Below are 12,034 nucleotides of genomic sequence, written 5' to 3' on the forward strand. Positions count from 1 at the left end.
CCTCTGAGTTGCACTTACAAATTGAATTCACGCCAATTAATTTTGCGACTTTTTTGAAATCTGATAGATCACTTATTTTACGCTTTCCTTTTGAAGTCGGATTACTTTCGCGCGCAGTTTTTCTCCCAATTCCCGTTTTTCAGAACCGTAATGTAATTCTCGGTGGCAATTTGGACAAAGTGCTACAGCATTGTTCGTGGTGTCCTCGCCGCCATCTGCCAAGCGCTGTAGGTGGTGAACTTCCAAAAAAGGCGAGCCGTCCTCACGTACGAATGGTGCAGGAGCTTCACAGCACTCGCAACGGCCAGCCGCTTCAGCCAAGACCCATGAGACGACGGCGGGATCTCTAACAAATTGGGTAACGGATGATTGAATGGATGATGGTTTTTTATTTCCCTTCGGTGGTGATGCCGGAGGATTTTTACTGAGCTTTTCAACTGCAGCCTCGAAGCCTGCATTTGAACCGAACTGCTGTCCTTCACTGGCGGCTATGAGTTTTTCGATTTTCTGGATGACGTTGGAGCCAACGTTACGAGCTGGTTTCAGGCCGGAAACCCACCGGCGACCTTGAAGCGAGTACACGTAAGAAATGTTTTGCATTCGGTATTCATATGACTTTACAGTGCGGCCGAACCTATTAGCGAGAGATTCGTAATAGGGTTTCTTGGTGAAAGGTTTGCCACTGCTTTCGAGCCGATGCATTTCAATGTAGGCATCGACGGATGCGCGGAGTTCTTCTTCAGTCCAGTTATCGCTCAAAACTTTCCTCAATACGTATATTGGTTGCAGTAAGATGATCTTGCCCTGTATGCGTCCAAATTTACAAATACTTCTTGAAGCTCCCCGCCGCAATATCCACCACCACGCCCAGCATCACAGCACTGGGTAGCAGAACCAGTAACGGGCTCACGCTCACCGGCAGAGCCAGATAGATCACCCAGGGCAGCACCAGCAGCGGCATCACGGCGGCTTTCGCCCGGTGGTAGACGAAACCGGATTCCCGTCCCGCGCCGAACCGGCGGATGTCCCGGCGCACCAGGCCATCCACCAGCCCCACGAAGGCGGTCATGCAGAACAGCGGCAGCATCAGGCACAGCACCAGCAGACGCACCAGGAAGACCAGCGAGATGTAGGCGGCGGCGATCAGGTAGCTCTCCAAATGGACGTAGACCACACCCAGGTAGTAGCGGAAGTCGCGGGTTGGGCTATCGGCCCCAGAGCGAGTCTGAGATGCCGCGCCCTGTATCCAGTCCATCAGCCCGGTTTTGACGAATATCCATTCATGGGCGCCGTCGATCAGCCGATGGGCGGTGCGGCCTGGCTCCTGTACTACCACGCTGCGGGTGAAGTGGGTGGAGAGTTGATCGAGTTCGTAATGCACCATGGACTGGGCATGACGCCATTCTTCCTCCGGCCAGAACAGGTGCATGCCGACCCATTCCACCAGGATGCAGAGCAGCAGTGAGCCACAGAGTACGCCGAAGAGGCGAAACGGCAGGGTGACCACCGTGCCGACGAGGTTACGCTGCCGCGTCTGTTGCCGCTGGGCGGTGGCTGCCGGGTCGCTCATGATGCTTCGGCACCATCGGTCTCGTCGGTGGTCATCTGCCTGAAGTCATCCAAGAGGTCATCGGGCAGGCCTTCGCTTTGTAGCGCGGGTCTGCCCTGGCTTTCCCACCATTCGCCCGCGTCCAGATAGTGCTGACGCATATAGTCGGCCAGTGCTTGCAAGTCCTTCGGCATGGCCTCGTCGGGATCAGGGGCGGGCAGCGGCATGCGCAGCTTCCACAGGTTTCCCCCTTCTAGCAGTGCGAAGGCCTGGCCCTTGGGAAGGTTGACCACGTGAGCCGGTTCGATCAGAGGTACGCTGGTGGAGGTGATGCGGTCCTGGGTGTTGGAGGTGAAGGCCGTATGCCCCTGCGGGTCGGAGGTGTCCGTGGCCCCACTGACGATGGAGGTAGTGTAGACCTCGACCTTGGGCAACTGCTTGGTGAGCAACTCGGCGGTGGTAGTCTCGCGCACCCGCAGCATGAACAGGTTGTTGAAGTTGCCCACCACCTGTCCCGCCTTGGCCCGGTTGCCGATGCGGGCCTCGATGTCGCTCAAGGTCTGGGTATAGGCGGTCACCTGAATCCCCGCGCCACCACCCTTGTTGACCATGGGGATGAACTCGTCACCCATCAATTCGTTGAACTCGTCAGCATGGACGTTGATGGCGACTTTGCCTGGAGCAGAAGAGGAGGCATCGGGCAAACCGTCGTCGATGCCGAATTTGTAGATGTGCCCGGCCACGGAGACCAGATCGGAGAACATGGAATTGCCCACGGCCGCCGCGACCTCGGCATCCGATAAAGCATCCAGGCCGACATAGACCACGGCGCGTTTGCGGATGATCTGCATCCAGTCGAAGATCGGTCGTGGGTCGTTCAGGTCTGCGTAATCCGGGGCCAGCAGCTGCGCGATCTTGCCGGTGGTGAGTTTTTCCAGCAGCGGTAGCAGTGAGGCGACGATCTTGTCGAAGTAGGTACGGTCGTAGCGTACCGCCGAGCGCAGCCCGTCGAGCACCGGATCGTAGACCCGCACCTGGGACAGGTACTGCTCGATGGCCACCACACGTTTTTCCCGTCCGACCATGTGGCGGGGGATGTTCTTGTCGTTCAGCCGCCCTTCGAGCTGCACGATCACTTCCCAGGCCTTCGGCTCGGTTTTGGAGAAGAAGTGCTGGGCGTACTCGATGAACAGCGCGTCGATGTTGATGACGTGGCGCTGGATCTGGAGGTAATCGGGACGTCGTCCCAATTCCACCAGAGCGCGGGCAATGATGTTGACGAAGCGCCAGGCGAACTCGCGGAAGGCGGCGCTGTTACCCCCGCCGGAAAGCTGGCCCGCGATGCGCGTGGCGACCTCCGAGATACGTCCAAAGCGGCCCACTGCGTTGTAGCGGGCAGAGATATCCGGCCAGCCGAGATGGAACACGTAGAACTCGCCCTCTCGCCCGGCACGCCGGGCTTCCACGTACATGCGCTTGAGCAGGTCGGCATCGCCCTTGGGGTCGAACACGATTACCACCTCGTGTTCGCCATTGACCTTGCGGCGGATGTCCTGGGTGATGCACAGCTCTGCCAAGCGGGTTTTGCCGACCCGTGTGGTGCCGAGTACCAGGGTATGGCCGACCCGCTCCACCAGCGGCAGGGATACGTCCGTCTCCAGCGGCTCGATGCCGTGCAGACGAGGCAGTCCTCCCACAGGTGGCAGCGGACGGAGCAGATTCAGAGGATGATCCCAGACGGTTACCCTGCCAAGGCATCGAAATGGAAACGGCGCAAATTCCAGTCGCTCCTCCAGGCGGCGGACAAGCCGATAGGCCGGTGTCGGCTCGACGTAATGGCGAAACTCCGGGCGGTAGGTTTGCATCAACCGGTGGGTATGGCGCTGGTCCCAGCGGAACCCTCGGCCAACGAACAAGCGCTGCTGGCTCACTGGCACGTTGCGGCTGGCCATCACGTAACGAGGGATGCGGCGGATGTTGCGGCGGTAGCGCAGGATCACCCTGGCGTCGTGAAAGCGGATGACGGCAAAGGTCAGGAAACCTACAGCGGCTCCCAGTCCCAGCAAGGGGCTAAGGGCCAGTGACCAGGGCGCGAACAGACAGAGCGCAGCGGCACCGACACTGACGCCAACGCTGTACAACTCGACGGCAGGTCGCAACATGACCTCCACGGCATGGGGCTGGGCCATGTCACTGCTCGATGCCCGTGGGCGTGATCAGCGTCGGGTAGTGCCGAACCCCAAGTCGTTGGGCCAGGTCGTCACCGGAGACTGGTGACAGGGTCAAGCCAGGGGCCAGATCTCGTAGCCGGGCCAGCCCCTGGGCGGTATCGACGTTGACCACCAGACCTATGGCATTCAGTGCCAACAAACTGGCTGCACGCTGGCGCAGCCATGTACGGGAGAGTTCGTCGTCACCCACCAGAAAAATCGGCTGTAACCCTGGAGCCTGAATTGAGCGGCGTTCCACTCTGCCCGGTGACAGCAGTGCCGACTTCACTGGCAGCATGTCTGCCTCTCTGAAAGGCTGTGAGGGCGCCTCTGGCACCTCGATATGAGCAGGTGGGGCAATGGGCGTGCCCTTGGGCGGCAAGTCCAGTGCCTGGTAGTACGGCAGAGCTGAGACACCGCCTCGGTCCTCGACGATGATGAGTCGGGTGTCATCGGCAGAGACAGTCAGGCTTGCCATACCCAACAGCCAGCACAGTGCATGCACGTGATGTTTCAAGGTAGTGACCTCCCTGGCGCGGCCAGAATTGCCGGGCCACCGTGGACACGCGACAGGTGTTGATGAACGCTGCGGCGGTAGTGGGCGGCAGGCGTGCCACCGGCTGGACGGTGATAGCGGCCAATCGCCGGTAGCCAATCTTCACCCTGTCGGTACTGTTCGCGCAGGATGGTGGCGGCGATGCGCAGATTGCGATACGGGTCGAGCAGGTCACAGGGGTGCGCTACGCGATGGGCGTGGTAGCCGACATTGATCTGCCCGAGCCCTACGTCGATACGCTGGTTCGGCTGCGTATCAAGAGCATCTTGCAGTTCGCCACAGGCAGCGGCCCGTGTCGTGAATCGCCGTGGCTGGCCAGCGACATTCAGTGTCCACGGCCAGGGAACGCGCTGGCCTCTCAGGTGGATGCCGCTTTCCTGAAGCGCGATGGCATACAACACGGCGGATGGCACATCGGCATGATGAGCGGCCAGTTGGTAGGCCGGTGGCGGGATCAGCGATTTGTTCACCGTCTCCGCCATTGCTGGCGATGCGAGCAGCCCGCACAGGCAGATGGCAGCCAGATGTCGAAGTCTCACAAGCGCAGCCATTGTCCGTTGACCTCACGAACGACGGCAGGCAGATCACCCTGCACGCCGATGGACAACCAGCGTCCGCCGTCGTGGTTCAGGGTAATGGCGCGCTCCCGAACCTTGTCCGGGTCGATTCCCACCCGCGTAGCCCACTGCCGGATGCGGGCATCTTCCTGGCGGCTGCCGACCATGTACAGGTCGAACGCCGCGCCTTCGGCCTGCAACTGTCGGACTCGCTGTTCACAGGGCGGGCAGCCCTCCTTCACGAAGACGGCTAGCCGCACGGAGGACAGGTCTCCGTTGCCGGTGCTGCTCGTTCCCGCCAGATCGACACGCTGGAGTGTGGGGTAGAGCCGCTGCCAGGCGGCGTCATAGGCCCGTTGATAGGCCAGCGTTTTCTCGACGCGGCGAGCTTCGGCCTGTACCTGGAGTTCTGCATAGTGGCGGCGTTCCTCGTCGGTGCGTGCCTCGATACCCAGCGCTGTGAGTGGGTCCAGGTTGGGTGAATGGATGCCCAGTGATCCTTGCATCAGTTGCCGGTACCGTGCCCACTCCTCGGGTTGCAGCCCCCACTCTCTTGCCCTGTGTTCATCAAGTGTCGTGTCACTGCTCGGGCTCTCCTGGCTGGAGGCTATGCGAGAACTGGTGGCGGGAACGTTTTGGGCAAGTGTAAGCGTCGGGACAAGAGCAATGATCAGCACCAGCAGCACGACGGGTATACAGGATTTCACCGTAGCCTCCCACGGTAACTGCCCACGAGTGAAATTCCTGCCGGATCGAAGCGTCATGGCGATGTCTCCTGACTCGGTGTGAAGCACACTTGCCGGGCTCGGTCATCTACCTGCAGCTCCCAGGCGGGTCCCGCCAGGGTCAGTAAAGCATCATGGAGGAACATTGGCCCAAGTTGCAGATGGGCAGCCGGAAGGGGCAAATCGTAGAGCGCTGCTACTCGGGGATCGCTGTCACACAGGGCGTAGCTGGAGCGTTGCAGCACATGTCGCAGACCATCGCCTACCGTCACATCAGGCAGTCCCGGCATGGACACATCGACCACTTGCAACAGGAGATTGTGTTGGGCCGCCTGGGGCTTCAGTTCCACCAGCGTGTAGCGACCGTAGCGAGCGATGGGCACCCAGTTGCTTGGTACTGGTGGTGGTGTGGTTTCGACCTCTGGTTCAGCGGGAACAGGAGGGACGGTCGAGGCGCACCCCGCCCCAAGGATAGCGGGAATCAGACCTGCTATGAGGGCGAGATTCTTGGCGGGAACATGAAGGCGGATGGTTGGCATACGATGGCATCCCCGAAGCTGTGTGCTCCTAGCATCACAGGGGAAGGCCATCGTATTCAGTGGAGAATGGGAACTGCCAGGCTACCGTATTTGAGTGGGGCGACTCGGCAGCATTGTCGTCCGCCTATGGGGTGCCAAAGTCGATATAGGTTATTACCACTCACCGCTTTGGACTATGGAAACTTCCATACTGCACTGCTGCCTCTATGGCGTCGCGTTCGTCTTCGTCCAAGGTGGGCGGGGGCATGCTATGGATTGTGAACGTTCCCCATCAGGTTTGATGATGACGCAGCGAACGTGCCATTGCTTAATGTCCGTGTCAAAGAAGCAAGCGGATTCAATGGTATAGCCTTTATAGCGGATGGACTGAGAAGTTGTCATGGATGGAACCTCATGTTTGGTTAAGACTGTTTTATCGCGTCACGACATACCCCAAGTCAAAGCTGACTTTCTCCAATTCATCGCCGTAATGATTGCTGGATTTACGAGTAGTAGAGAAAAATACGGCCCCTAAGGGGCCGTCGAAGATCAAGCAATACTCAATTCACCAACTGCCGCGCCAGCGCCACTTCCACCGAGTCGCCATCTTGATTTAGGACGTCGAGCCCGGATTCCGGCACGTCTCCCGACGTACTCTGTGACACGGTGATTTTCCTGGCCATCAGCCCCAGGCAGGTCATCTGCGAGGTGGCGGCGTAGCCGAGGTAGATCACCCTGACCGGCTGCCTTTGGCCGATACGCCAGGAGCGACGGGCGGCCTGTTGCAGGGAGTAGACGTTGTAGCCCGATTGCATGAACACGATGGTCGGGAACTCCAACAGGTCCAGGCCGGTTTTCACCAGCTCGGGATTGGTGATGAGCACGTCGATGCCGCGATCGAGCTGTTCGGCGATCCAGTCTTCCCGGCGGGAGGCATCCACGCTTGCGCGCAGCACCGCCACCTTGAAGCCTTCCTGCTCCAGCAGCCCTTTCAGCCGAGACGTGGTATCCCGTGTCCCGGTGTAGACGCTGTAGGCCAGCACCTTGCGACCGGCAGCCTTTTCCTCTCGGCAGATGTCGACCAACTCCTGTTCCTTCGGCATGACCTCCAGATCGGAGAACAGCGAAGGGGTGAACGCCAGCAGGTTGCGGGTTCGCGGATGCTTGACCGTTTCCGCACGGAAGCATGTGTCCGGCCAGGCCAGGAGCACGTTGAGGACCACGCCCAGAAGGGTCGTATCGCGGCGCGCCAGGGCCTGCTTCAATTCGGCGGTCAACTGCCCCGCCAGTCGTGAGTAGGCTCGCGCCTGCTCGTCGGCCATGGCTACTTCGCGGAACTCCTCGTCGTAGGGCGGCAGCACATTGCCACCGATGTCCTTCAACTTCAGGAACACCGTGAACGGTAATACGCAGCGCAGCACGCCTTTGGGACCAAAACCGGGGGCTTTCACGGTTCGCACCGTGATCTTGCTGCCCCTGGCGGTCTTGTGGGCCGAACCATTGCTCTCGGAGTAGATGTCCTTGAGCACGCCGTGATCACGCATGAACGCCATTGCGGCTGGCGTGAGACTGCCTTGCTGGCTGGGCCGATAACCGTCTTCGATCATGCGTCCGGGTAACGCTCGGAACAGAAGATAAAAGAGATCATCGCCGTAGCCACCCATCAGGGTGCCGGTGAGCAGCAGCGTCTTGCGTACCTTGGACGCCAGAACGCCCATGGCTTGCCCCTGGGCAGAGCTCGCGTTCTTGTACTCGTGCGCCTCGTCGGCGATGAGCAGGTCGAACGTGCCTTGCGGCAGGTAACGCTTCACGAACTCCGACGGCTGGTAACCGCCTTCACCGAAGCCGAACTCCATCGAGGCCATGGCGCGCTCCATGCGCTGGGCCTGGCGGTCGGAAAACACCAACTCGCCGTCGTCGTCCATCAGGTTGATGAATTCGTACAGGTTGTCGCCGAGCATGGATGCTAGGAACGACTCGCCGAACTTGTTCATCAGCTTGCGGGCGGTGACTTCACCGATGGTGGGAATACGCTTGAGCGCCTTGAGCACGGCCTGTGACTGGTCGTTGGCCGATAGCCCTCTGGGCCGGATCAGCGTCCACAACGCCGAGGCGCAGTGGCTGCATTTGCGGCGGGATTCCTCCGCTTCCAGCTCCACCGGGTTGATCGGCTCGCCGTCCAAGTTGGTGATGACCTGACCACAATGCGGGCAGGCCCCCACTTCACCGTGACGGGTACGACGGCGCACGAACACCGGCTTCCAATGAAAGCCCATGCGCATACGCACGCGACCGAGGACGAAGAACTCCTGCCCCTGGGGCGACACACCCAACTGCTCGCGCAGTTTGATGAGTTTGACCAGGGTGTCCGGGCCGTTGAGCACCCAGACCTTGGCACCAGCCACGGTCTCCTGGATTTCCCGCCGCCACTTATAGACCAGGTGGGGTGGCGAGAGCACCAGCGTTCGGCGGTAGCCTTCAGCGTTGAGCACGGCGGCCGTGGCGATGCCGACGGTCGTCTTGCCGCAGCCCATTTCACCGTTGACGATGGCAGCGCGTTCGCCACGATCGACCAGCAGTTCGGTGACGGCGTGGACCACATCGGCCTGGGCGGGAAACAACTGCCGCTTCAGACCAGCCAGCAGGATCTGGCGATGCGCCTTTGCCTGACCGGTATAGACCGGCGGGTTGGCGCGGTTGAGGGAGTCGAGCAGCTCGTCGCCGAACTCGGACACGAAGTCCTGCAGGCTGATGTCGAGCAGGGATGAAGAGTTATCGAGCAGGTCGCCCTGCGCGGTACTTTCGGAACAGATGGTGTCAGAACACGTTTCGAGGGTCATGGTGATGCTCCAGATGTCATTGGGGCATGCACCTCCCCCGATGGGGCGATGACATGCCCCAGGGTTGGGAGAAAGTGGATCAGTACTCGTCTGGCAACAGCAGCGTGGTGACGCTGCGGTTCCATTCGGTAATGATCCAGAGCTTCAAGGCTGGTGTGACCTGATAGGACGAGAACAGCCGGTCGTCGTGCTTGAGAGCAGCGTCGTTGGTACGCCGATCCTCGTCGCACAGATCGCCCCAGTCGCCAGTCAGATGGCGTTGGAGATAGGGACTGGGATTGAGCGCACCGCGTTGAATCAGGTCGCTCACGCCCTGGGTCATGACGATGTCACCGGCTGGGAACAGCGGTTGGGACAGTGTTACGAGTGCCATGGTGTTTTCCTCTCAAAATGAAGGGGCCACGGCACCCGACGGGGTGACAGGACCCCGGTGGGTGAATGAAACAGATGGATGAAGTTGACGGCGAGCCGTCGGTGAAACGCGATCAGCGGATGGTCAGCACCTGCCCCAATGTTTCGGAGGCGGGTGTCAGATCCCAGGCGCGGATCACGGGTACGAAGCGGTCGGTGAGGATACGTGTCTCGGCAATCGAGCCGTCATCCCGTTCCTGGTACTCCGTGGTCAAGGATTTCTCCTTGTGGGTATCGCCCTTGACCACCAGCACCTTGCCGGTTCTGGAGGTCACGACGCCGGAAATCGCACCGGCTGCAAGAGCCAGGGCGAGATGCCAGTGAGACAAGGCACGGGCCGGAGGCCGTGGTGCCTGATGCACGGCACCCAGATGAGTGTCGAGCGATGGCCACAGTCCCTGCAGGCGCTGCACTTCGTCCGCGAACTGCTCAGGTTCGAGCGTGACGCGATAGAAGTGCTCCGGATCGCCGGGCGAGGCCGGTACGCTGTAGGGCTGGAACGGCCAGGCATCTGGCAGCTCCTCGGCTTCGAGCTCACCTTGACCGATTAGCAACATTCGGCTGCGCACGGCCCTGGCTTCTTCGCTGTCCTGTTCGCGTTGACGGATGCGCCGACCGAAGATCACCACCTGCTTGAACTGTGTATCCACCGCACGGTAGATACGCAGGTCGGCAAAATGGCGCGTCAGCCAGCCCACCAGTTCGGCGTCGAGTACATAGCCGGGGATGATGAACACCAGCACGCCGTCATACTGCAACAGCGGCAGAGTGCGTTGATAGAACAGCTTCTCCAGCCTGGCCCGGCCTTTGCCTTGGTAGCCGATGTTGCCATCGACACCACGGCTCAGGTCACCATAGGGCGGGTTGAGCCACAGCAGACCGAAGGACTGCCGGGAGATCAGGGTGTCCATCAGGTCCCCGTGCAGACAGCGGTCGACCAGCTTGCGCGCATGGGTGGCGCGCTCTGCGTCGTACTCGACGGCGAAGGCCTTGACCTGTTCACGCCCGAGGGCATGAGCGGCTTCGGCAATCGCCACGCCTTCGCCAGCGCAGGGATCGAGAATGGACATTGATCTGCTGGCGGGGGCCAGCGCGGACAGGGCACGTTCCAGGGTAGGTTCGTCCGTTGGAAAGTAGCCGTTTTTGATGAAATTGCGCGCAAGGCGCGGAAACATGAGAGCCATGGGTTTCTCCTGTTGGCTAATATGAAAAACGTGGGCATGTCTGCACATGCCCAGTGTGGGAGTGGTTCAGGCCACCCGACGCAGCGGTTTGCCGTCATCCAGTTCGTCTTGCTCGATACCCAGGGTGCCGTTGCGAATCAAATCGCCCAGTGCCGTGGTCAGCGCCGGGACGTCCAGGGTCAGCCGGTGGCCCTCCAGTCGCCCGAGGGCGAATGGCAGACGGGCCAGCATCTCCCGGGATTGCAGCAGTGCCAGCACGGTGTCGCGCCAGTGATCGAGCAGAGGCAAGGGGCAGGTCTCCCGCACCAGCGCCCACAGGCGGTCGGTGTGGTCGGACTTGTCCCTTGGCAGCAGGGTCAGTGCACTGGCATTGGCCTTGTCCGGCTTTACACAGTGTGGATCAAACAACCACAGATGCACCATGGAACCGAACAGGGTTCGGCGGAAGGCACGTGTGGAGCGCTTGTCCAGGTGATCGGCGTTGCCGACGAAAATCGGCACCGATGCACCCTGGTCGGTGATGAGATGGAATCGGTCCAATCCCTGCTCCGCACTGCCGAGTGTCAGGCGGGCCAGGAATTCCTGGACGGCGGTGTCACGCGCCCAGAGAGACAAAAAGACCAGATTGCCGTGTTCGTCAGCGACGCAGCCATCGGCCATCAGGTCGGGGCATTCGTCGATCCGAAACAGCGGTTGAGTGGATGAATGTGTGGGCATGTCGATGTCCTCGTGATTGAAAAGGGACACCAGCGCCCAGCGGGGCGAACAAGTGCCCCTGTTGGGTGGATGAAAACCAATATCAGTCCGACTCGAACTGACGGCTGTAAGGGTTGAAGTGACGCGCCTGAGCGCCTTTGAGGATCGGCGTAAAGCCTTCCAGATAGAAATTGCACAGGTACTGACTGCGATAGCGCAAGGCCTGTTGTGCCTGCTTTTCGGTGAGGCCGCTACTGACGAAATCGTCGAGCAACTCCGCGTCGGAAGCGACGTCGTTGTTGGACAGCTGGTCTTCGACGAACTGCAGCAGTGTTGCCGGAAGCAAAGCCAGGATCGGGTCCATGTCATCACCTCCTTGGATCAGGCCATTGGCCTTGGCGCACGTCGCCGTGCGTGATAGGCCCGCACGCCGTCACGCCATTCCCGACATTGCTCGGGAGCCATGTCGAGGTAGCGCAAGGGGCACGAGTAGTAGTACGGGTGCATGGCTTCTTCCAGAGGCTTGTAGCCCCAGTCGTCACCAGACCCTTGCAGCAAATCGCAGCGGATGAACGCTGTCGACTCACCTGCATCGAGACCGAAGATGCCGCTTTCTTTGGCAGTGATGCGAACCACTGACCACATGACATTGCCACGCAGAGCGTGTGCTATGACGTGATAGTGGGCGCGTTCACCTTCTTGTGGTTGGATCAGTTCCTGGATGAGTTGAGCGCGGGTTTGCCGCGAGAAATACCAGCCCATGGGAGTTCTCCTGTAAAAAATGCCGG

At 60.4% G+C, this 12,034-nt stretch carries 13 protein-coding genes; all 13 read right to left on the reverse strand.

Going from position 1 to position 12,034, the window contains the following annotated elements; genetic code table 11:
- Positions 1–72 precede the first annotated feature (72 nt).
- A complete protein-coding gene (locus tag ACYVGS_RS13255; RefSeq protein WP_233916879.1) occupies positions 73–759 on the reverse strand; it encodes an HNH endonuclease in 687 nt (228 codons plus the stop codon).
- A 61-nt stretch (positions 760–820) separates the two neighbouring features.
- The gene (locus ACYVGS_RS13260; RefSeq protein WP_233916880.1) at positions 821–1,570 is read right to left on the reverse strand and encodes a TIGR03747 family integrating conjugative element membrane protein; all 750 of its coding nucleotides are present in this window, start codon (positions 1,568–1,570) and stop codon (positions 821–823) included.
- Positions 1,567–3,738, reverse strand: coding sequence for a type IV conjugative transfer system coupling protein TraD (traD, locus tag ACYVGS_RS13265; protein WP_233916881.1), 2,172 nt, complete (start codon positions 3,736–3,738; stop codon positions 1,567–1,569). Before traD ends, ACYVGS_RS13260 begins: the two co-directional genes overlap by 4 nt.
- 1 nt (position 3,739) lies before the next feature.
- Positions 3,740–4,276 carry an integrating conjugative element protein gene (locus ACYVGS_RS13270; RefSeq protein WP_460589144.1) on the reverse strand — a complete coding sequence of 179 codons (537 nt, stop codon included), beginning with the start codon at positions 4,274–4,276 and terminating at the stop codon, positions 3,740–3,742.
- Positions 4,273–4,785: a transglycosylase SLT domain-containing protein gene (locus ACYVGS_RS13275; protein WP_460589145.1), complete on the reverse strand. Its 513-nt coding sequence runs from the start codon at positions 4,783–4,785 to the stop codon at positions 4,273–4,275. The genes ACYVGS_RS13270 and ACYVGS_RS13275 overlap by 4 nt, the downstream gene beginning before the upstream one ends.
- Positions 4,786–4,850: 65 nt before the next feature.
- Entirely contained in the window at positions 4,851–5,636 is a 786-nt protein-coding gene (locus tag ACYVGS_RS13280; RefSeq protein WP_460589146.1) for a TIGR03759 family integrating conjugative element protein, read from the reverse strand.
- The gene (pilL2, locus tag ACYVGS_RS13285; RefSeq protein WP_460589147.1) at positions 5,633–5,980 is read right to left on the reverse strand and encodes a PilL N-terminal domain-containing protein; all 348 of its coding nucleotides are present in this window, start codon (positions 5,978–5,980) and stop codon (positions 5,633–5,635) included. The genes ACYVGS_RS13280 and pilL2 overlap by 4 nt, the downstream gene beginning before the upstream one ends.
- A 695-nt stretch (positions 5,981–6,675) precedes the next feature.
- Positions 6,676–8,955: a helicase-related protein gene (locus ACYVGS_RS13290; RefSeq protein ID WP_460589148.1), complete on the reverse strand. Its 2,280-nt coding sequence runs from the start codon at positions 8,953–8,955 to the stop codon at positions 6,676–6,678.
- A 79-nt stretch (positions 8,956–9,034) separates the two neighbouring features.
- A complete protein-coding gene (locus ACYVGS_RS13295) occupies positions 9,035–9,328 on the reverse strand; it encodes a hypothetical protein (protein WP_063140606.1) in 294 nt (97 codons plus the stop codon).
- A 112-nt stretch (positions 9,329–9,440) separates the two neighbouring features.
- Positions 9,441–10,550: a DUF6094 domain-containing protein gene (locus ACYVGS_RS13300; RefSeq protein ID WP_233916884.1), complete on the reverse strand. Its 1,110-nt coding sequence runs from the start codon at positions 10,548–10,550 to the stop codon at positions 9,441–9,443.
- Between the two features lie 66 nt (positions 10,551–10,616).
- Entirely contained in the window at positions 10,617–11,267 is a 651-nt protein-coding gene (locus tag ACYVGS_RS13305) for a hypothetical protein (protein WP_233916885.1), read from the reverse strand.
- Positions 11,268–11,349: 82 nt separating this feature from the next.
- Entirely contained in the window at positions 11,350–11,610 is a 261-nt protein-coding gene (locus tag ACYVGS_RS13310; protein ID WP_233916886.1) for a hypothetical protein, read from the reverse strand.
- A 17-nt stretch (positions 11,611–11,627) separates the two neighbouring features.
- Positions 11,628–12,008: a hypothetical protein gene (locus ACYVGS_RS13315; RefSeq protein ID WP_233916887.1), complete on the reverse strand. Its 381-nt coding sequence runs from the start codon at positions 12,006–12,008 to the stop codon at positions 11,628–11,630.
- Positions 12,009–12,034: the final 26 nt, after the last annotated feature.

Source organism: Haliea atlantica (assembly GCF_054779855.1).

Bases quoted from the DNA above. Each gene is read 5' to 3' on its own strand.
- ACYVGS_RS13305 (WP_233916885.1), bottom strand. From the start codon at position 11,267: ATGCCCACACATTCATCCACTCAACCGCTGTTTCGGATCGACGAATGC.
- traD (WP_233916881.1), bottom strand. From the start codon at position 3,738: ATGGCCCAGCCCCATGCCGTGGAGGTCATGTTGCGACCTGCCGTCGAG.
- ACYVGS_RS13290 (WP_460589148.1), bottom strand. From the start codon at position 8,955: ATGACCCTCGAAACGTGTTCTGACACCATCTGTTCCGAAAGTACCGCG.
- ACYVGS_RS13310 (WP_233916886.1), bottom strand. From the start codon at position 11,610: ATGGACCCGATCCTGGCTTTGCTTCCGGCAACACTGCTGCAGTTCGTC.
- ACYVGS_RS13315 (WP_233916887.1), bottom strand. From the start codon at position 12,008: ATGGGCTGGTATTTCTCGCGGCAAACCCGCGCTCAACTCATCCAGGAA.
- ACYVGS_RS13295 (WP_063140606.1), bottom strand. From the start codon at position 9,328: ATGGCACTCGTAACACTGTCCCAACCGCTGTTCCCAGCCGGTGACATC.
- ACYVGS_RS13280 (WP_460589146.1), bottom strand. From the start codon at position 5,636: ATGACGCTTCGATCCGGCAGGAATTTCACTCGTGGGCAGTTACCGTGG.
- ACYVGS_RS13260 (WP_233916880.1), bottom strand. From the start codon at position 1,570: ATGAGCGACCCGGCAGCCACCGCCCAGCGGCAACAGACGCGGCAGCGT.
- ACYVGS_RS13300 (WP_233916884.1), bottom strand. From the start codon at position 10,550: ATGGCTCTCATGTTTCCGCGCCTTGCGCGCAATTTCATCAAAAACGGC.